This window comes from Frondihabitans sucicola (assembly GCF_030296615.1).
Classification (GTDB): domain Bacteria; phylum Actinomycetota; class Actinomycetes; order Actinomycetales; family Microbacteriaceae; genus Frondihabitans; species Frondihabitans sucicola.
This window is the reverse complement of sequence record NZ_AP027732.1, coordinates 1,559,973-1,580,329: the sequence shown is the minus strand read 5'-3', so window position 1 is coordinate 1,580,329 and position 20,357 is coordinate 1,559,973. Positions and strand designations below refer to the sequence as shown.

The following is a 20,357-nucleotide window of genomic DNA, read 5'->3' as shown; positions in this document are numbered from 1 at the left end:
GCTCCACGTCTACTTTATCGGTATAGTCATTCCAATCAAGCGACAGGTGGTGCGATGAAGCAGCGAATTCCCCTGACCGAGGGGTGGACCGTGAGTCTCGGTGAGACGACGTCCGACACGATCCCGAACGAGGCCGTTCCGCGTCACGTCCGCGACGCCCTCCCGATCTCCGCCGAAGTGCCCGGAACGGTGCACACCGACCTCCTCCGCGCTGGGCTCATCGACGACCCCTACCTCGATCGCAACGAGCTGTCCCTCGACTGGATCGGGCGACAGGAGTGGGTCTGGTCGAGCGTCGTCGAGCACTCGCCCGACGGTCGACGAGCGACACTCGCGTTCGACGGGCTCGACACGGTCGCGACGGTCTTCGTCAACGGCGCCGAAGTGCTCCGCACGCGCAACATGCACCGCCGCTACAGCGTCGACGTCACCCGGCACCTCGTCGAGGGCGACAACCGGCTCGACGTGCGGGTCGCCTCGGCGTGGGCCTACGGCGAAGCCGAGCGAGAGCGGATCGGACGCCTCCCGAACGCCTACCCTGCTCCCTTCAACTATCTCCGGAAGTCCGCCTGCAACTTCGGGTGGGACTGGGGGCCCACCCTCGTGACGGCGGGCATCTGGAGGCAGGCCTGGCTGCTTCTCGACGACGGAGCCCGCATCGCCGAGGTGCGCCCGCAGGTCACCGTCGAGGGTCCCACGGGCGCGGTCCACGTCGACGTCGACATCGACGGAGTGGTCGAGGGCGCGACGGCGGAGCTGACCGTCGACGGCTCCCTCCTGAGCTCGGCCCCTCTCGCGGGCGGCACCTCCGTGGCCGTCGATGGCACGGTCGACCGCCCCCGCCTCTGGTGGCCCCACGGGCTCGGCGACCAACCCCTCTCCGACCTGACCGTCGTGCTCCGCGACGCCGCCGGCGACGAGATCGACCGCTGGTCGTCGACGATCGCCTTCCGGTCCATTCGGCTCGACGCATCTCCCGACGCCGAGGGCACCGCCTTCGTGCTCGAGGTCAACGGGGCGACCGTACCGATTCGAGGAGCGAACTGGATCCCCGACGACTGCTTCCTGCCGCGCGTCGACGAAGCGCGCCTGCGGGCGCGCATCACGCAGGCCGTCGGCCAGAACACCAACCTGCTGCGCGTCTGGGGCGGCGGCGTCTACGAGAGCGACGAGTTCTACCGGGTCTGCGACGAACTCGGTGTGCTCGTCTGGCAAGACTTCCTCTTCGCCTGCGCGGCCTATCCGGAGGATCCCGCTCTGGCCGACGAGGTCGTCGCCGAGGCCCGCGACAACGTGGCGAGGCTCATGCCGCACCCGAGCCTCGTGCTCTGGAACGGCAACAACGAGAACATCTGGGGGCACGAGGACTGGGGCTGGAAAGACCTCCTGGGTGATCGGCCCTGGGGCGCGTGGTACTACCTCGACGCCCTTCCCGACGTCGTCCGCACGGTCGATCCTGCTCGCCCGTATTGGCCGGGCAGCCCGTATTCGGGGTCGATGGAGATCCACCCGAACGATCCGGATCACGCCCTCCAGCACATCTGGGACGTCTGGAACGAGCGCGACTGGAGCGTCTATCGCGACTACCGGCCCCGCTTCGCGAGCGAGTTCGGCTGGCAGGCTCCGCCGACCTGGTCGACCCTCCGGCGATCGGTGCGCGACGATCCGATGACGCCGACGTCTCCGGGCGTCCTTCACCACCAGAAGGCCAACGACGGCAACGGAAAGCTCCGGCGCGGGCTGGAGCCGCACCTGCCCGTGCCGCAGGACATGGCCGACTGGCACTACGCCATGCAGCTCAATCAGGCGTGGGCGGTGCGCGCGGGCGTGGAGTGGTTCCGGTCGCTGCGGCCGCGCAACTTCGGCACGATCGTCTGGCAGCTCAACGACTGCTGGCCCGTGACGAGCTGGGCGACGGTCGACGGCGACGGGCGCCTCAAGCCGGCCTGGTACGGGCAGCGCGAGGCGCAGCGCACCCGACTCCTGACGATCCAGCCGCACGACGACGGTCTCGACGTGATCGCCGTGAACGACGGCGGCGAGACGTGGCGCGAATCGGTCATCGTCCGACGCATCGGCTTCGACGGAGCGGAGAAGGCGAGCTTCACCGTGCGGCTGATCGCGGATCGCTTCGGTGCCGCCCGAGCGCGGATCCCGGCCGAGGTGGCGACGCCCGGCGACCCCGGGGCGGAGCTCCTGGCCGCAGAGACGGCGACCGGTGTGCGCGCGACCTGGGCCTTCGCTGAGGATCGCGAGCTCGCTCTCGCTCCGGACGCCCTGACGGCGACCGTCGATCGGGACGGCGCCGACGCCCTCGTCCGGCTCGCGGCGTCGTCGTACGTCCGTGGCGTCTGCGTCTTCGCGGATCGCATCGACCCGGCGGCGGAGGCCTCGGACCAGGCCTTCGACCTTCTGCCCGGCGAGACGCGCGTGATCCGTGTGAGCGACGTCCCGCGCGGACGAGAGAGCGAACTCCTCGACCGCCCGGTGCTCCGCCACGTCGGCGACCTGCTGGCGAGAGCCGGCGGAGTCACGCCGCCGGTGTCCCGCGGATAGCCCCGGGCACCGCTAGGGGCGTCTTTCCGCAGCCAGGCGAGCACCGCCAGCACCCGCCGATGCGCGGTTCCCGAGTCGTCGAGACCGAGCTTCTGGAAGATCGACGTCGTGTGCTTCTCGACCGAGGCGACTGCGAGGTGGAGGCCCGACGCGATGCCTTGATTGGTGTGCCCCTCCGCCATGAGCGACAGCACCTCGACCTCGCGCGGCGTCAGGGTCGCCAGCGGGTCGTGCCTTCGGGACAGCAGGTCGCGGACGATCTGCTCGTCGATGACCGTGCCGCCCGAGACGATCCGTTCGACGGCGTCCTGAAGCTCGTCGAGCGACGACACCCGGTCTTTCAGCAGGTAGCCGACCCCCGCGGCCCCCGTGTCGAGGAGGTCGGCCGCGTAGTCGGCCTCCGCGTACTGGCTGAGCAGCAGGACTCCGACGGCCGGGTGCGAGCCCTTGATCGCGATACCGGCCCGGACGCCCTCGTCTCGGAAGGTCGGCGGCATCCGGATGTCGAGGACGGCGAGGTCGGGTTCGGTCGAGCCGAGATCGGCCATCAGCGCCTCGGCGTCGCCGTAGGTGCCGACGACGTCGTAGCCCGCCTCCTGGAAGAGACGGGCGACACCCTCGCGGAGGAGAACGGAGTCGTCGGCCAGGACGACGCGAGGAACGCTGGAAGCCATGACCTCAGCGTACGGGCGGCCGGGCTTCCTGCGCCGCCGCGCTCGCCAGGGGAGGGTGACCGCGATCCTGCTCGGACCGCCCTCCGGTGAGTCGATGACCATCGCGCCTCGCAGGCCGGCCACCCTGGCGTCGAGCCCGCTCAGGCCGTGCCCGACCACGTCTCGGGCGCCCCCGCGGCCGTTGTCGACCACCTCGACGATCAGCGTCCGCCGCCGGCGCACCACGAAGCCGCTCGCCGCTCCGCCGCGGATGACGACCGACGCGGCCGTCGCCTCGGAGTGCTTGGCCACGTTCGCCAGCAGCTCGGACACGACGAAGTAGACGCTTCGCTCGATCGTGGCGAGCGACTCCGCATCGTCGGGCATGTCGACCGTGACGGTCGTCGGGACGGGGTTGCGGGCCGCGAGCGACCGGACGGCCGAGACCAGCCCGCGATCCTGGAGCAGCGGCGGAGCCATACCGCGGGAGAGGTCGCGAAGCTCCTGCAGGGTGTCTTTCGTCAGGCCGAGGGCGCCCTCGAGGAGCGGTCGCAGCGCTGCGTCGTCCGGCCCGAGGGCCCGGATCGAACTCGACAGGTCGTACTGCACCCGCAGCAGGCTCTGCTGCGGTCCGTCGTGGATGTCGCGTTCGAGGCGACGGAGCGCGTCGTCCTCGGCCAGGATCGCGGAGACCCGCGAAGCCTCGCTGTCGGCGATCTCCCGCCGGAGCGCCGCGGAGGCGCCCTCGCCGAGCATGGCCGTCGCGACGGCCTGGTGGAGCAGGACGAGACCGTGGATCACGAGCGGCAGGGTGAGCAGGAAGACGGCGCCGACGCAGGCGTAGAAGACGCTCTCGCCCGCGAAGAGGCCGTCGGGCGTGTCCTCGGGGACGTAACCGGGGATCCACTGCAGCACCACCACGTGCAGCCAGAGCTCGTCGGAGCCGTGCGGCGGGAAGCGACCCCAGAACCAGTACGTCGGCCCGGCGAGGGAGAGGACGGACCAGACGATGCCGATCGACCAGGTGATGGCGCCGAGGACGAGCTCGACCACGGCGGCGTGGGCCCAGTAGCTCCACGTGCGTCCGTCGGCGATGACCCCGAGCCAGCGGCCCAGCCAGCCGGTGCGCACCGGCCGTCGCGACCAGTCGGGAAGGGCGATCGCGGGCCGACCGGCCGCGCGGAGGCGGCGCAGCTCGAACGCTCCGAATCGCCTGGCCAGCAGCAGCGAGCCGACGAGGAGGGAAAGCCGATCCAGAGGATGGCGGTTCCGATTCCGAGTCCGAGCCCGGCCCAGCTGAGCACGCACGTCACGATCGTCACGGGCAGGATCGCGACCAGGAACGCCAGCTCGCGCGGCAGGTCTCGCCAGCGGCGGAGGTATCCCCCGCCGGATCGCGCTGCGGGCTGCTGATCGGTCACGGTCCCATCCTCGCGGGTCGTGGGCTGCGCAGGGGCGATTGCACTCATCGGGTGCCGCCGCCGGTGGTCTCGAGCGAGACGCGTGCCGCCCGAGCAGCCGCCTGGGTAGGTGCGACGGCGACCGGCCGGCGAGAGCGCCGCCTGCGCCGCGAGATCCGGTCGACGAGCAGCCCGATCCCGAGCGCGGCGACCGCTGCGACCGCGGCGCCGAGGATCGGCTGCTCGTGGAACCACGCGCCGGCGACGACGCCGATCACGATCGAGTAGCCCGCCCAGAGGACTCCGGAGATGGCGCTCAACACCACGAACCGGCGCCTCGGGAAGGCGCTGGATCCGGCGAGCACGTTGACGGCGACCCGGCCGACGGGGATGAACCTGGCGGTCAGGATCGTCGAAGCGGAGCGTTCTTCGAGCGTTCCACGCACGCGTCCGAGCAGCCGGGCCGTCCGCGGTCCGCGCGTGAATCGGAAGCGGTCGATCCCCAGTCGACGGCCGATGGTGAACGCGAGGTTGTCACCGACGAACGAGCCCGCGGCGGCGAGGAGCAGCACGATCCAGGGATTCGGCGCCCCCGTTGCGAAGCCGATCGAAGCGAGCGCGACGACCACGGTCTCGCTGGGGACGGGCGGGAAGAAGCCGTCGATGGCGACCACGATGAAGACCGCGAGCAGGATCAGCGGCGATCCTGCCCCGGCGAGAAGGAGGTGGGTGAGCGCGTCCATGACGGATCCGATCTGTTGGGTGCAGCGACACCATCGACGCTACGGATCGGACCGTTCGGGCACGACGGGGGTGACCGCCGTCTTGGGGTAGGGCTACCCCTACCCCCGGCGCGCGGAGGCCCCGCGGCGATCGCTCGCCACGGGGCCTCCCGACCGTGCCGGAACTACTTCGTCGAAGCGGGAACCGTCTTGGGCAGCGTGCGGGCGATGGTCGCCTGGTAGACGCCCCCTCCGACGAGCGCCCCGACGAACGGGCCGACGATCGGCACCCAGAAGAAGACGTTGCCCCGCTGGTCGAGCCAGGCGTCCTTGTAGCCGACGATCCACTCCATGAGGCGAGGCGCGAAGTCGCGGGCCGGGTTGATGGCGTAGCCGTCGTTGGTGCCCAGCGCGAAGCCGATGCCGACGACGATCAGACCGACCGCGATGGCCGAGACGGCCGGGGTCGGGTTGGCCCCGAGGACGTCGGTGATCGCGAAGATCAGGAAGACGAGGACGGCGGTGCCGAGCACCTGGTCCATGAAGGCCTGCGGGATGTGCACGTCGAGCGCGTTGTTGCCGTTGCCGGGCGACGTCGAGAAGATGCCCTGCGTCTTGAACGTGCGGTGCGGGTCGATCGCGTTGATCGAGTGCACGTAGTTCAAGTAGATGAACAGAGCGCCGAGGAAGAAGCCGACGAGCTGCGCGAGGATGTACGGCCCGACCTTGGCCCAGGGGAATCCCTTGTAGGTCGCGACGGCCAGGGTCACGGCCGGGTTCAGGTGGGCGCCGGAGATGGCGCCCGCCACGAAGATGCCGAACGTGACGCCGAGGCCCCACGACCAGGCGATGCTGTCGTGGCCGCCGAGGCCGCCGGCCCCGACGGTCACCTGCGCGACGACGCCGAACCCGAAGATCGCGATCATCATCGAGCCGAGCGCTTCGGCGACGAGCTCGCCGAAGGTGGTGGGCGTGGAGCCCTTGGGCGGGTCGGCCATCCCGGCCAGGTCGTTGGTCTGCTGCGAGGGCTTGCGCAGGGCAAAGATCGACGCCATCAGAGCACGTCCCCGTCGACCCAGTCGAACGTCTTGGTGACGGCTTTCTTCCACAGGCGGAGCTGACGTTCGCGTTCGATCACGTCGAGGTTCGGCTCCCAGCGCTTCGATTCCTGCCAGTTCGACCGGAGTTCGTCGAGGTTCGCCCAGAATCCGACGGCCAGGCCGGCGGCGTACGCGGCCCCGAGCGCGGTCGTCTCGGCGACGACCGGACGGACGACGGGGACGTTGAGCAGGTCGGCCTGGAACTGCATCAGGGCGTCGTTGGCGGTCATGCCTCCGTCGACCTTCAGCTCGGTCAGGTCGACGCCCGAGTCGGCGTTCACGGCGTCGAGCACCTCGCGCGTCTGGAACGCGGTCGCCTCGAGGGCTGCTCGGGCGATGTGGCCCTTGTTCACGTAGCGCGTCAGGCCCACGAGAGCACCCCGGGCGTCGGAGCGCCAGTAGGGTGCGAAGAGACCGGAGAACGCCGGCACGAAGTACACGCCGCCGTTGTCGTCGACGGTGGTGGCGAGCGCCTCCACCTCGGGGGCGGAGTTGATGATGCCGAGGTTGTCGCGCAGCCACTGGATCAGGGATCCGGTCACGGCGATCGACCCCTCGAGCGCATAGTGCGGTGCCGCGTCGCCGAGCTTGTAGCCGACGGTCGTGAGCAGGCCGTTCTTCGAGTGGACGATCTCCTCGCCCGTGTTGAAGATCAGGAAGTTGCCGGTGCCGTAGGTGTTCTTCGACTCGCCCTGGTCGAAGGCGGCCTGGCCGAAGGTCGCGGCCTGCTGGTCGCCGAGGATCCCGGCGATCGGCACCTCGCGCAGCAGCGACGAGTCGGAGACGACGCCGTACACCTCGGAGGACGACTTGATCTCGGGGAGCATCGACCTGGGGACGTCGAAGGCCTCCAGGATGTCGTCGCGCCACTCGAGCGTCTCGAGATCCATGAACAGCGTGCGGGAGGCGTTGGTGACGTCGGTGACGTGGATGCCGCCGTTCACCCCGCCGGTCAGGTTCCACAGCACCCAGCTGTCGGTCGTGCCGAACAGCAGATCGCCCGCCTCCGCTTTGGCGCGGGCGCCCTCGACGTTCTCGAGGATCCAGACGATCTTGGTGCCGGCGAAGTACGTCGCCAGCGGGAGCCCGACGATCGGCTTGAAGCGCTCGACGCCGCCGTCCTTCGCCAGGCGGTCGACGATCGACTGCGTGCGCGTGTCCTGCCAGACGATGGCGTTGTAGACCGGAAGCCCCGTGGTCCTGTCCCACACGACCGCGGTCTCGCGCTGGTTGGTGATGCCCACGGCCTTGATGTCGTGGCGCGTCACATTGGCCTTCGAGAGGGCCTGGCCGATGACCTCCCGGGTGTTGTTCCAGATCTCGATCGGGTCGTGCTCGACCCAGCCCGCGCGGGGGAAGATCTGCTCGTGCTCGAGCTGGCCGGTCGACACGATCGAACCGGAGTGATCGAAGATGATCGCTCTCGTCGAGGTCGTGCCCTGGTCTAGTGCGATGACGTAATCGCTCACTGATTGAACTCCGTTGTTGTCAGGTGGTGCCCGCCGACGAAGCGCCGGTGCCGGGTCGGCACGATCAGGATCGATCGGCCTCCCGAAATGTAGCGGCCTCTGCACGCCCTCCAGAGCCATTTGCACGTATGTGCAAACGCTTCGGCCGGATCGTCACCCGACCGGAGCCGCACCTGAACATCCGTTCACCTGTCTTGTCCCCCGATCCTGAGCCGCCAGAGCGCCTCGCCCTCGACGCAGAACGCCCCCGGCCGGGCGCGGAGCACGGCTGGGGGCGTTCGGAACTGATGCGTCAGAGCGTGGCGGCCGCAGGATCGAAGTCGGGCGTCAGGGGCTCGGGCTTCTGGATCGAGCTGGTCACCTTCACCGTCTCACCGGTCTCGGCTGCCTCGGAGATGCCGAGCAGGACGTCGAGGACGTGCGACGCGATCGCGCCGGTGGCGCGCTCGGGCACACCGTTGCGGATCGATCGGGCGAGGTCGACGACCCCGGTGCCGCGGCCCCAGGTCGAGCCCTCGGCCGTGAGCGTCTCGGGCTCCGACTGACCGAAGCGATACAGGGTCGAGTCGCCCTCGAACGTGTTCGGGTCGGGGAGCACGAGGGTGCCCTCGGTGCCGTTGATCTCGACGAATCCGGCGCGCGGGAGCGCCTGCTGGAACGAGAAGGTCGACTGCGACGACTGGCCGCCCTCGAACGAGATCAGCGCGGCGTGGTGAGTGGGCACCTCGACCGGGAACACGGTGCCGGCCCGCGGACCGGAGCCGATCGTGCGGGTGTCGTGCGACTTCGACGACGTCGCCTGCACGTGGTCGGCCGAGCCGAACGCGTGCACCAGCGTCGTGACGTAGTACGGGCCCATGTCGAACAGCGGACCCGCGCCCTTCGAGAACAGGAACTCCGGCCCAGGATGCCAGGACTCGGGCCCCGGAACCTGGAACAGGGTCGTCGCGGTCAGGGGTTCGCCGATCACGCCGCTGGCGATCGCGCGGAGGGCGGACTGGATACCGGCGCCCAGCACGGTGTCGGGCGCGCACGCCGTGCGCACGCCCGCGGCCTTCGCGTCGGCGAGGAGCGACGCGGCGTCGGAGGCCTGGAGGGCCAGGGCTTCTCGCTCCAGACGCTCTTGCCCGCCGCGATGACCTGTCGGCCGACCTCGGCGTGCGCTGCCGGGATGGTCAGGTTGACGACGATCTCGACCTCGTCGATCGCGAGCAGCTGCTCGACGGTACCGAAGCCGGGGACGCCGTATTTCGTGGCCTGCGCCTCGGCGGCGGCGAGGTTGATGTCGGCGATGAAGAGGACCTTCACGTCGGCGAACTTCGTGAGGTTGTCGAGGTACTGGGTGCTGATGTTTCCGGCGCCGATGAAGCCGACGCCGACGGGACCGGTGCTCATTTGTCGTTCTCCTTCAGCCAGGCGAGAGAGGTGGCGATGCCTTCGAAGACATCACCGGCGTAGCCGTCGAACTCGACGACGCGGAGCGCCTGCGGGGCTGCCGCGAGGATGCCGGTGACGTCGACGTCGCCGCTTCCGGCCGGGAGCTGCAGCTTGAAGGCGGCCATCAGCTCGTCGGGCACGACCAGCGCGCTCTCGGACGAGGGAAGGATGTTGGCGATGTCGCCGGCGACCTTGCCGTCTTTCACGTGGATGAACTGGACCTTGTCACCGAGCTCCGTGAGCACGGCGACGGTGTCGGCACCGCCGACGGTCGACCAGAAGGTGTCGAGTTCGAGGACGACCTCGGGCGCGAGCTGCTCGGCGAAGAGGTGGTAGATCGAACGGCCGTCGACCTTGTTGCCGAACTCCCACTGGTGGTTGTGGTAGCCGAAGCGCAGACCGAAGGCCTTGGCCTGCGCGGCGAGCTCGTTGACGCGCTCGGCGATCTTCTTCGCGTCGTCGGCGGTCTGCCAGCGATCGGAAGGGATGAACGGGTCGATGACGGTCTCGATACCGAGCTTGTTCGCCGCCTCGAAGATGTGGTCGGGGTTCTCGGCGTCGATGACGGGGGCGTGACCGGACGGAGCCTTGAGGCCGTTGGCCGTGAGTGCCGCCGCGTAGGCGTCGGCCTGCTCGACGAAACCGTACGGCTCGACACTCGTGAAGCCGATCTCGGCCACGCGAGCGACGGCGCCGGGGAGATCGGCAGCGATCGCGTCCCTCACCGTGTAGAGCTGGACGGACGGTTGGGTAGCCATGGGGACTCCTGGATCGTGGTGCCTGATCGGCTCGGAGCGGGAGCTTCGTCGACCCGTGCAGGACTTCTGTTGATGGACAGTCGAAAGTCGCGTAACCAGCGACAAAACAACCCTAGACCCCATCGAGCGGGCGGCGCAAAGGGCGTTCCGATTCGCCCCGACTCGTGTTGCGTCAATGTCCTGACAAGGCTAGGGTCGCAATTACCAACCATCGGTTGGGATTTGAGAAAATGGCCCGAGGAGGCGTCATGTCGGCATCAGAGACGATGAAACCCACACCAGAAGCACCGCTGACCCAGGCGGTCAGCACGATCGCGGTGTCCAAGAAGTACCTGTGGGGCCTCGGACTGGCCGAGTTCGGTCTCTTCGTGGCGCTCCTTTCGCCGGTCTACGTCAGCCTGCAGCTCAAGGCGCAGGAGTTGAACCCCACCGACCCTGCCGGGGTGATCGCCTCGGTCCTGCCGATCGGCGCGTTGGGCGCCCTCATCGCGAATCCGCTCGCCGGCTCCCTCAGCGACCGCACCCGCACCCGCTGGGGTCGACGGAGGCCGTGGATGGTCATCGGCATGATCGTGTTCATCGTCGGTCTCGCGATCGTCGCCTACGCGCCGACCACCTTCGTCATGGGCGTCGGCTGGTTGATCTCCCAGCTCGCGGCCAACGCGGCCTTCTCGGCGCTCACGGCGAGTTTCGCCGACAACGTCCCCCAGCTCCAGCGCGGCCGCGCCTCGAGCGTCATCGCGCTGGCCCAGAACGTCGCCGTCCTGTTCGGCACGTACCTGGCCGTCTTCTTCGCCTTCAATCTGCCCGTCCTCTTCATCGCGCCGGGCATCCTGGCCATCGTTCTGGTGCTCGTCTACTCGTTCATCGCCCGCGACGAGCTGCCGACCACCCCGATCAAGAAGTTCACCTTCCTCAACATCATCGGATCGTTCTGGACCAACCCCGTCAAGAACCCCGACTTCGCCTTCGCCTGGTGGTCTCGCTTCCTGATCATCTTCGCGACCTTCATGTTCACCACCTACCGACTGCTGTACATGGAGCATGTCATCGGACTCGGAACGGCCCGAGCGACGGCGGCAGTGGCGTTCGGCGTCCTCCTCTACACGATCGCCCTGCTGGTCAGCTCGTCGCTGTCGGGCTTCCTTTCCGACAAGCTCGGACGCCGCAAGATCTTCGTCGGCGGATCGACCGCTCTCTTCTCCGTCGGGCTGATCGTGCTGGCCCACACGTCGACCATCGGCGGCTTCTACACGGCCGAGGCCATCATGGGCTTCGCCTATGGCATCTACTCGGCGATCGACACCGCTCTCGTCGTCGACGTCCTGCCGAACGCCGACAAGCCGGGCAAAGACCTCGGGGTGATCAACATCGCGAACGCCCTGCCGCAGTCGCTCGCTCCGGCATTCGCAGCGGTCCTTCTCGGGATCGGCAGCGCCACGCACCAGAATTACACGCTGATGCTCTGGGGCGCCGGTATCGCCGGCATCCTCGGCGCCCTGGCCATCATCCCCGTCAAGAAGGTCCGCTGACACCACAAAGAGGGCACTTGTGCTCTCTCGACTCCCGCGCGGTCGTCCAATACCGTCGAGGCAGGAGGGTGCATGGATCAGGCGGCCGCCACAGAGACCCCGGCAGACGCGGTGGGGCCGTTCATCGAGCCCGCAGCGCTCCTCCACGGCTTCGGATGCCCGCGTGAGCTCCTCCGCCGGATGACCGCGGCCGGCGTCGTCCTCGCCCTGCCGATGCGCGACGGGCAGGTGGGCTACCCGGCGTTCCAGTTCGACTCGAACGGCGAACCGCTACCCGGTCTGGCGCGTGTGCTCGACGCCCTCGATCCCGCGCGCTCTCACACGTGGCGCGACGCCGTCTGGCTCGCCTCGCCCAACGGAGCACTCTCCGGCTCGACCCCCGCTCAGAGCCTTCGCGCCGGCGATGTCGACGCCGTCCTCGCCGTCGCAGCGCCGCTCAGCTGAACGCTCTGTCTGCGGTGGCGCGGTAGCGGAGACCGTCGAGCAACAGGTTCACCATGGTGAAAGCCCGCCCGGTGTCGCCGGTGACGGGCGACGGGATGCTGAGGTTGGCGATCGCCCCGAGCAGTTCGACCGGATCGACGTCGGCCCGGATGAGACCCGCGGCCTCGGCGTTCGCGAGGAGCGAGGCCAGGACGGGACCGACCTGGCCCTCGAAGTACAGGGGCAACGCGGCGAACGCAGGATCCCCCGAATGCAGTGCCGCGGCCAGCCCCGCTTCGTGGCGACGAACTTCGTGTAGCGCAGCACGAACCGCTCGAGCGCCTCGTCGGGCCCGTACCGCTCGGCAAGACCGTGCGCCTCGGCCACGACGGCGTCGATCTCGTTCCGCATCACGGCCGAGACCAGATCGGACCGCAGCGGGAAGTGCCGGTAGAGCGTCGCCGTACCGACGCCGGCGCGCTCGGCGATCGCGCGGACGTTGACGTCGACTCCGTGCTCGGCGAACTCCGCCTTCGCCGCAGCCACGAGAGCGACGATGTTTCGCTGGGCATCCGCTCGGGGTGACATGACGCTCCTTGCTAAACGGGACAATGTCCCATATCGTGATCCGTACCGGGACGTTGTCCCGCTTAGTTCATCGTACGGCACGAAGAGCCGTACTCGAAGGAGACTCCCATGCAATACCGCACCCTCGGTCGCACCGGCATCAAGGTCAGCCCGTATGCGCTCGGCGCCATGATGTTCGGCCAGATCGGCAACCCCGACCACGACGACTCGATCCGCATCATCCACAAGGCCCTCGACGCCGGCATCAACTTCGTCGACACCGCCGACATGTACTCCCACGGCGAGTCGGAGGAGATCGTCGGCAAGGCCCTCGTCGGCCGTCGCGACGACGTCGTTCTCGCGACCAAGCTCAACCTGCCGATGGACGAGAACCCCAACCACCAGGGCAACTCACGCCGCTGGATCGTCCAGGAGGTCGAGAACTCCCTGCGCCGCCTGCAGACCGACTACATCGACCTCTACCAGATCCACCGCCCCGACCCGTCGACCGATGTCGAAGAGACGCTGTCGGCCCTGAGCGACCTGATCCACAGCGGCAAGGTCCGGGCGATCGGGTCGTCCGCCATGCCCGCCTCCGAGATGGTCGAGGCGCAGTGGGTCTCCGAGCGACGAGGGCTGGAACGATTCCGCACCGAGCAGCCCACTTACTCGATCCTCAACCGAGGCATCGAGAGCGAGATCCTGCCCGTGGCCCAGCGCTACGGGATGGGCACTCTGGTCTGGAGCCCGCTCGCCGGCGGCATGCTGACCGGCAGGATCCGCAAGGGCCAGCAGACCGACCTCACGCGCGCCGCCTACTTCAGCTATTTCTCCGACGAGCGTCGGCTCGACGTCGTCGAACAGCTGATCCCGCTGGCCGACGAGTTCGGCCTGAAGATGACACACCTCGCGATGGCGTTCGCGATCGCGCACCCCGGTGTGACGAGCGCCATCGCGGGGCCCCGCACGCTGGAGCAGCTCGACGATCTACTGACCGGCTCCGAGTTGGTCCTGTCCGACGAGATCCTCGACCGGATCGACGCCATCGTGCCGCCCGGTACCGATGTCAGCGCCCTCGACATGGCGTACAAGACGCCCGCCGTGCTCCGGGCCGACCTCCGTCGCCGTCCCGCCGCCGAGCGAGCCGCTACCGTCTGACCCCCGGGCCGGAGCCAGGCGGCGGCGAGCAGTTCGTAGGAGCGCACGCGGTCCGCGTGGGAGTGGGCGATCGTGGTGACGAGCAGCTCGTCGGCACGAGTGACGCGCTGAAGGGTCTCGAGGCGGTCGACGACCGTCTCGGGGCTTCCCACGAAACGCGTGTCGAGGCGATCCTGAACGTCGTCGAAAGCGCCGCGCGGGTCGGTGACGGCGTCGTCGGGGGCCGGGTACGGGATGGCGCCGGCATCGGAGCGGATCGAGTGGACCCACTCGGCGTATCCCAGGCCCACCCTCGCCGCCTGGGCGTCGGTCTCCGCCACGACGGCGTCGACCGACACCACGACGTACGGCTCGCTGATGCGCCCGGGCCGGAAGTCGGCGCGGTACTCCGCGACCGACTCGACGACGAACGACGGGGCCACGTGATAGTTGGCGCCGTAGGGCAGGCCGAGTCGTCCGGCGATCCTGGCGCTCTCGCCGGCGGTCGAGCCGTGGACCCAGACGTCGAAGCCGCTCCCCTGCGCGGGGTGGACCGGCAGCGGGACACCGTTCGGATCGAGTGCCGTCCCGTCGAGGTAGCCGAGGATCGCCTCGACGTGCTGGCCGAATCCCTCCCCGTCTCCCGGCGTGCGCCCGAGGAGCTCGAACTGGACGCGGAGGCGCTCCCGGTCGAAAGCGATGGCGCGCGGGGGCGGGACGACGAGACCGTCGACCACGCGGGTCACCTGCTCCGCGGGCTCGGCCGGGGCCACCGGCCTCGTTCCGGAGCGCGGGATCCCGGAGCGCCCCAGGCCGAGGTCGAAACGCTCCCCGAACAGGCCTGCCAGCGTGCCGAACGCCTCCGCCACCTGGATCGGGCGGTAGTTGCCGAGAACGGTCACGGCCGTGCCGAGCCGGATGGAATCGGTCGACGCGCCGAGTGCTGCCAGCAGAGTGTGCGGTGCCGATCCGGCGATGCCCGGGTTGAGGTGGTGCTCTGCCAGCCAGTACCGCGAGTATCCGGAAGCCTCGGCTCGCCGCGCCAGATCGACGGAGGAGCGCAGCGCCTGCGCCGAGCCGCTCCCGGCGGAGATCGGGACGAGGTCGAGGACGGAGAGCGGTACGCGGGTCACTGCGCCGCGCCGACGGGGGTCCGCACGAGCGACGTGCTGCCGGGCACCAGCGGGGGCAGGTCGAGATTCTCGCGCAGCGTCGCGCCCTCGTCGTACGACGTGCGGTAGCTGCCGCGTTCCTGCAGCTCGGGAATCACTTCGGCGACGAAGTCGTCCAGGCCGTGCGGGTTGGTCGCTCCGACGATGACGAAGCCGTCGGTGGCACGCTCCTGCACGGCGCGGTCGATCTCGTCGGCGATCTGAGACGCCGTGCCGATGAAGCTGTGACGCCCCGACAGCGCGATGACGAGATCGCGGATGCTGAGCTTCTCCGCGTCGGCCTTCTCGCGCCAGGCCTTGGCGACCGCGGCGGGATTCTCGTGCCGGACCCGCCCGCGCGTGACGGTGACGTCGGTGGCCGGCTCGATGTCCGGAAGCGGTCCGTCGGGGTCGTACGCCGACAGATCCTTGCCCCAGATCTGTTCGACGAAGGCGATCGCCGTCTGCGGGCTCACCTGGGCGAGCGCCGTCTCGCGAGCCTTCTCGGCCGCGTCGGCGGCCGTGTCACCGAGCACGAAGGTCGAGGCGGGCAGGATCTTGAGCGAGTCCTCCTCGCGACCCCACTGCCCGAGGCGCCCCTTCACGTCGTCGTAGAACGCCCTGGCCGCGTCGAACTCGCTGTGCCGCGAGAAGATCACCTCGGCGTGCTGGGCGGCGAAGCTGCGGCCGTCGGCGGAGTCTCCGGCCTGCACGACGACGGGGTGCCGCTGCGGGCTCACCGGGACGGGGAAGTCTCCCTCGACGTCGAAGTGCTTGCCGTGGTGCGAGACGGGCGCGTCGACCCCGGCGTTCCAGAGCTCTTTGGCGACCGAGACGAACTCGGCCGCGCGCTCGTAGCGCTCGGCGAAGTCGAGGTAGCCGCCACGGCGGAAGTTGGCGCCGTGGAAGGCGTCGGACGACGTCACGACGTTCCAGCCGGCGCGCCCTCCGCTCAGGTGGTCGAGCGACGCGAGCTGCTTCGCCAGCTCGAACGGCTCGTTGAAGGTCGAGCTGAGCGTGCCGACGAGACCGATGTGGTCGGTGATCCCGGCGATGGCGGACAGGATCGCGAGGGTGCTCGGCCGACCGGCGACGTCGAGATCGTGGAGGCGCCCCTTGTGCTCGCGCAGCCGCAGCCCCTCGGCCAGGAAAAGATAGTCGAAGAGACCTTTCTCGGCGTTCGCGGAGAAGTGTTCGAACGACTCGAAGTCGATCTGGCTGCCGGCGTCGGGCGCGCTCCAGATCGTCGTGTTGTTGACGCCCGGGATGTGGGCTGCCAGGTGAATGCGGCGCTTCTCGCTCACGCGACGGCCTCCTTCTTCTGCGAGTCGGTGTAGCGGTTGGGGGCTTCTGGCAGCCCGAGCCGGGTGCGAAGCGTTCCGGTCTCGTCGCCCGCACCGTGGAGGCCCGCGGCGTCGAGCAGAGGAAGGACGTCGCGTCCGATGCGGACGAGATCCTCCGGAAGGCGGGCCGGACGCAGCCGGAACCCGGCGTACCCGAGAGCGTGCCAGGCGGCGATCCTGTTCACGAGGTCGTCGGCCGTCGTCGCGACGACGAGGGCGTCGGAGGCGAGCGGTGCGCCCGCCGCCTCGTCGAGGCGCGCGAGCTCGTCGCGGGCCGAGGCGGCGGAGTCGCCGAGCAGAACGAGGAGATCCGCGTAGACCCGAAGTGATTCGCCGGTGCGACGGACGCGGTGCTCGGCGTCCCGGACCTCGCCGAGGAGCGCGGCGGCCGAGCCGTCGTCGCTCGGGGTGACGTAGACGACGTCCGCGTGCCTCGCGGCGAGTTCGTACACCGGGGCGGCGTGCGCGAGCACGGTCACCGGGAGCTGCCCCTGGGGAGGCCGCGGAACGATCGACGCACCCTCGACCCCGAAGAAACGCCCGTTGAAGTGCGCGCCGTGGATGCGGTCGCGGTCGAAGTAGCGGCCGGTCTCGACGTCGCGGATCACCGCGTCGTCCTGCCAGCTGTCCCAGAGGAGTCGGGCGACCTCGATGACGTCGCCGGCCTCGTCGAGCAGGTCGCCGAGGGGCAGGGCGTCGGGATCACGACGACCGAACAGCGGAGCCTCAGCGCGGGCGTCACCGATCTGGACCCGCCAGCCGCCTCGACCGCGGCTCGCGTGATCGAGGGTCTGGAGCCCGGTGGCGACGTGGAACGGCTCGGTGTGCGCCGTGGTGACCGTGGGCACGAGACCGATTCGCGAGGTCGAGGGCGCGACCGCCGAGGCGATCAGAAGGGCATCGAGGTGACCCGCATCGCGACGGACGAAGGAGTCCTCGATCGTGACGAAGTCGATTCCGGCCCCTTCGGCCGTGCCGATGAGCTCCCGCCAGGTGGCGAGCGCGAAGGCTCGGTCGAGCCCGGCTGCTCCGGGGTGCCAGCCGGAGGCGCCGAGCGCCGTTGCGATGCGGAGGTGGTCGCTCATCACAGATCCCTTTCGGTACGTGGTCCACGGCCACGCTAGGCGGGTCGCCCCGCCGGTGCGAGTGCGTGACGACATCAGCGTCACCCGGTGAAAGAACTCGTCACATTCCGCGCCGCCCCTCGAAAAACCGGCATGCTCCACCCGAACCGATTGCCCACCCAGCCGACCACGTCCCCGAGGAGACATCGATGTCGAACATCCTGAGGTCACGCTCGACCGAGAGAGTGCCCGCGACGGGGACGGATCACGGACGCGACGCTCCGACCGCCCCGGACAGCGCGGAGCTCGAGCGGTTCGCAGCGCGTCCCATCCGGCCTCTTCGTCATCCGGCCCGCTGGATCATCACGGCTCTCGTCGTCGTCGTCGCGCTGAACTTCGCCCAGACGCTCTTCACGAACCCCGCCTGGGAGTGGTCGAAGGTCGGAACGTGGATCGTCAACCCCACGATCCTGAAGGGGCTTCGACTCACTCTTCTCGCGACCGGGATCAGCGCTGTCGTGAGCCTCGCCGGCGGAATCCTGGTGGCTCTGGCTCGTCTCTCGAAGAACCCGGTGCTCTCGTCGCTCAGCTGGCTCTACGTGTGGGTCTTCCGGTCCCTGCCGCTGATCCTCGTGCTGATCTTCCTGTACAACCTCGGCAACCTCTACCCGTCGATCGGCATCGGCATCCCGTTCGGCCCGCAGTTCCAGGTGAAGACCGTGTCCGTCCTCTCCGACCTCACGCTCGGCGTCGTCGGCCTGAGCCTCGCCCAGATCGCGTACACCTCGGAGGTCGTCCGAGCGGGTCTGCTGTCGGTCGATGCCGGACAGCTCGAAGCGGCCAAGTCACTGGGGATCCCGCGCCGACGCCAGTTCACGCGGATCCTGCTGCCCCAGGCCCTGCGCTCGATCGTGCCGGCGTTCGTCAACCAGATCATCGGCCTGCTGCAGGCCAGCTCGCTGCTCTTCTACGTCTCGCTGCTCGACCTCTTCGGCGTCGTGCAGAACCTCGGCAGCACGTACCCGACCGACATCATCCCGCTGCTCGTCGTGGCGTCGATCTGGTACCTCGTCTTCACGAGCGTCATCGGAGTCATCCAGTACTACATCGAGCGCTTCTACGCTCGCGGAGCCGCTCGCGAGGTGCCGTTGACGCCGCTGCAGCGGCTGCGCAGAGCGGTCGGCACGCGCCGCCCGACGGGAGCCATCCGATGAGCACGGCACTCGAGATCCGCGGAGCCACCAAGGCCTTCGGCGACAAGCCCGTCCTTCGCGGCATCGACCTCGACGTGGCGCGCGGCAGCGTGACCGTCATCCTGGGGCCCTCCGGCTCGGGCAAGTCGACCCTGCTGCGGGCCATCAACCACCTCGAGAAGCTCGACCAGGGCTTCGTGCGCGTCGCCGGCGAGCTGATCGGCGTGAAGGTGAAGGGCGACCGGTTCGTCGAACTGCACGAGCGCGACATCCTCACCCAGCGTTCGCGCATCGGCTTCGTCTTCCAGGCCTTCAACCTGTTCCCCCACCTGACCATCCTCGAGAACGTCACCGAGGCACCCATCTCGCTGGCCCGCGATGTGGCCGAGTCGCGCGAGAAGGCGCTGATCCTGCTCGATCGCGTCGGCCTGGCCGACAAGGCGGCGGCCTATCCCCGACAGCTCTCGGGCGGCCAGCAGCAGCGCGTCGCCATCGCCAGGGCGCTCGTCCTCGAGCCCGAGCTGATCCTCTTCGACGAACCCACGTCCGCTCTCGACCCGGAGCTCGTCCGCGAGGTGCTCGACGTGATCTCGGGGCTCGCCGGCACCGGCACCACCCTCGTCGTCGTCACGCACGAGATCGGGTTCGCCCGCGAGGTCGCCGACCGGGTCGTCTTCATGGACGAGGGCGTGATCGTCGAGCAGGGCACGCCCGCAGAGATCTTCGACACCCCCTCGCACCCCCGGACGCGCGAATTCCTCAGTCGCGTCCTCTGACCGTCCCCACCACAGCACCCACCACCACCAGGAGAACCATGTCCCGTTTCACCTCCCGCCACCTCCGTCGAGCCTCCGTGGTCGTCGTCGCCGTCGGCCTCGTCGGGGCCCTCGCCGGCTGCGCCGGAGCCGCCGCGACCGGCAGCGACGCCACCACCGCGTCGAAGTCGGGGACGACGTCGGTCACCGTCGCCAAGGCCGCCAACGGCTCCGGCACCGAGACCACCATCAGCGTCCCGCAGGTCGCGAAGATCCGCGCCGAGCTGCCCGCCTCCGTCAAGAAGAGCGGCACGCTCACCATCGGCGTCGGCAACCTGCCCGCCGGCTTCCCCCGCTGTCGTTCCTCGGCACCGACCAGGAGACGCAGACCGGCACCGAGCCCGACCTCGGCCGCCTCGTCGCAGCCGTCCTCGGCCTCACGCCGAACGTCAAGGCCGCGACCTGGGACAACCTCTTCGTCGGCATCGACACCGGCGCCATCGACGTCGGCCTCTCCAACATCACCGACACCGAGCAGCGCAAGGAGAAGTACGACTTCGCCTCCTACCGCGAGGACAACCTCGCCTTCGCGGTCGAGAAGAAGAGCACCTGGGAGTTCGACGGCGACTACAAGAACCTCGCCGGCCTGACCATCGCCGTCAGCGCGGGCACGAACCAGGAGAAGCTCGTCCTCGAGTGGCAGAAGAAGCTCGAGGCATCGGGCAAGAAGCTGTCGCTCAAGTACTACCCCGACACGAACTCCACCTATCTGGCGCTCGCGTCGGGCAAGATCGACGCGTACTTCGGGCCGAACCCGGGGGTCGCGTACCAGAACACGCAGACGGCGAAGTCGGCCAACCCGACCCGCACCGCCGGCACGTTCTCGGGCGCCGGCGAGAGCCTTCAGGGCCTCATCGCCGCGACCACGAAGAAGGGCAACGGCCTCGACAAGCCGCTTGCCGACTCGATCAACTACCTGATCGAGCACGGCCAGTACGCGAAGTGGCTGAAGGCGTACAACCTCTCGAACGAGGCCGTGAAGAAGTCGGAGATCAACCCTCCCGGCCTCCCCATCACCAACGAGTGATCCTGGCGGG

General features: G+C 69.1%; 14 protein-coding genes and 4 pseudogenes. 7 read left to right on the top strand and 11 right to left on the bottom strand.

Features of this window, described 5'->3' with window-relative positions:
• The first annotated feature begins 54 nt into the window (after positions 1–54).
• Positions 55–2,556, top strand: coding sequence for a glycoside hydrolase family 2 protein (locus QUE79_RS08245; RefSeq protein ID WP_286346241.1), 2,502 nt, complete (start codon positions 55–57; stop codon positions 2,554–2,556).
• An 89-nt stretch (positions 2,557–2,645) separates the two neighbouring features.
• Here QUE79_RS08245 and QUE79_RS25380 read toward each other — a convergent pair.
• The 6 genes and pseudogenes from QUE79_RS25380 to QUE79_RS08210 form a co-directional block, all read right to left on the bottom strand.
• Positions 2,646–4,517, bottom strand: a pseudogene (locus QUE79_RS25380) (response regulator); the annotation flags it as partial.
• 157 nt (positions 4,518–4,674) lie between these two features.
• Entirely contained in the window at positions 4,675–5,352 is a 678-nt protein-coding gene (locus QUE79_RS08230) for a DedA family protein (protein WP_286346240.1), read from the bottom strand.
• Positions 5,353–5,516: 164 nt separating this feature from the next.
• Positions 5,517–6,386 carry an MIP/aquaporin family protein gene (locus tag QUE79_RS08225; protein WP_286346239.1) on the bottom strand — a complete coding sequence of 290 codons (870 nt, stop codon included), beginning with the start codon at positions 6,384–6,386 and terminating at the stop codon, positions 5,517–5,519.
• Positions 6,386–7,900, bottom strand: a complete 1,515-nt coding sequence (gene glpK, locus QUE79_RS08220; RefSeq protein ID WP_286346238.1) for a glycerol kinase GlpK — start codon at positions 7,898–7,900, stop codon at positions 6,386–6,388. Before glpK ends, QUE79_RS08225 begins: the two co-directional genes overlap by 1 nt.
• Before the next feature lie 292 nt (positions 7,901–8,192).
• Positions 8,193–9,295, bottom strand: a pseudogene (locus QUE79_RS08215) (Gfo/Idh/MocA family protein).
• Positions 9,292–10,095 carry a sugar phosphate isomerase/epimerase family protein gene (locus tag QUE79_RS08210; protein WP_286346237.1) on the bottom strand — a complete coding sequence of 268 codons (804 nt, stop codon included), beginning with the start codon at positions 10,093–10,095 and terminating at the stop codon, positions 9,292–9,294. Before QUE79_RS08210 ends, QUE79_RS08215 begins: the two are co-directional and overlap by 4 nt.
• Positions 10,096–10,343: 248 nt before the next feature.
• On the opposite strand from QUE79_RS08210, the gene QUE79_RS08205 reads away from it, so the two are divergent.
• Both QUE79_RS08205 and QUE79_RS08200 read left to right on the top strand, forming a co-directional pair.
• Positions 10,344–11,627, top strand: a complete 1,284-nt coding sequence (locus tag QUE79_RS08205) for an MFS transporter (protein WP_286346236.1) — start codon at positions 10,344–10,346, stop codon at positions 11,625–11,627.
• A gap of 72 nt (positions 11,628–11,699) precedes the next feature.
• Entirely contained in the window at positions 11,700–12,071 is a 372-nt protein-coding gene (locus QUE79_RS08200) for a hypothetical protein (RefSeq protein ID WP_286346235.1), read from the top strand.
• On the opposite strand, the gene QUE79_RS08195 is transcribed toward QUE79_RS08200, so the two are convergent.
• The gene (locus QUE79_RS08195; protein WP_286346878.1) at positions 12,064–12,297 is read right to left on the bottom strand and encodes an SbtR family transcriptional regulator; all 234 of its coding nucleotides are present in this window, start codon (positions 12,295–12,297) and stop codon (positions 12,064–12,066) included. The genes QUE79_RS08200 and QUE79_RS08195 overlap by 8 nt on opposite strands.
• 224 nt (positions 12,298–12,521) lie before the next feature.
• A pseudogene (locus QUE79_RS08190) lies at positions 12,522–12,638 on the bottom strand (TetR family transcriptional regulator); the annotation flags it as partial.
• A gap of 108 nt (positions 12,639–12,746) precedes the next feature.
• Between QUE79_RS08190 and QUE79_RS08185 the strand changes: the two are divergent.
• Complete coding sequence (locus QUE79_RS08185) at positions 12,747–13,775, top strand: aldo/keto reductase (protein WP_286346234.1); 1,029 nt, start codon at positions 12,747–12,749, stop codon at positions 13,773–13,775.
• Positions 13,776–13,891: 116 nt separating this feature from the next.
• Here the strand turns inward: QUE79_RS08185 and QUE79_RS08180 are convergent.
• From QUE79_RS08180 to QUE79_RS08170, 3 genes and pseudogenes are all read right to left on the bottom strand, one after another.
• Positions 13,892–14,887, bottom strand: a pseudogene (locus QUE79_RS08180) (LLM class flavin-dependent oxidoreductase); the annotation flags it as partial.
• Positions 14,884–16,209, bottom strand: a complete 1,326-nt coding sequence (locus QUE79_RS08175) for an LLM class flavin-dependent oxidoreductase (protein ID WP_286346233.1) — start codon at positions 16,207–16,209, stop codon at positions 14,884–14,886. The pseudogene QUE79_RS08180 and the gene QUE79_RS08175, both read right to left, overlap by 4 nt.
• On the bottom strand, positions 16,206–17,333 hold the full coding sequence (locus QUE79_RS08170; RefSeq protein ID WP_286346232.1) for an LLM class flavin-dependent oxidoreductase: 1,128 nt from the start codon (positions 17,331–17,333) through the stop codon (positions 16,206–16,208). The genes QUE79_RS08175 and QUE79_RS08170 overlap by 4 nt, the downstream gene beginning before the upstream one ends.
• Positions 17,334–17,521: 188 nt before the next feature.
• On the opposite strand from QUE79_RS08170, the gene QUE79_RS08165 reads away from it, so the two are divergent.
• The 3 genes from QUE79_RS08165 (at position 17,522) to QUE79_RS25375 (ending at position 20,347) form a co-directional block, all read left to right on the top strand.
• Positions 17,522–18,526, top strand: coding sequence for an amino acid ABC transporter permease (locus QUE79_RS08165; protein WP_286346231.1), 1,005 nt, complete (start codon positions 17,522–17,524; stop codon positions 18,524–18,526).
• Positions 18,523–19,281, top strand: coding sequence for an amino acid ABC transporter ATP-binding protein (locus QUE79_RS08160; RefSeq protein WP_286346230.1), 759 nt, complete (start codon positions 18,523–18,525; stop codon positions 19,279–19,281). Before QUE79_RS08165 ends, QUE79_RS08160 begins: the two co-directional genes overlap by 4 nt.
• 118 nt (positions 19,282–19,399) lie before the next feature.
• Positions 19,400–20,347 (top strand): transporter substrate-binding domain-containing protein, encoded by a 948-nt coding sequence (locus QUE79_RS25375; protein ID WP_350271688.1) that lies wholly within the window; start codon positions 19,400–19,402, stop codon positions 20,345–20,347.
• Positions 20,348–20,357: the final 10 nt, after the last annotated feature.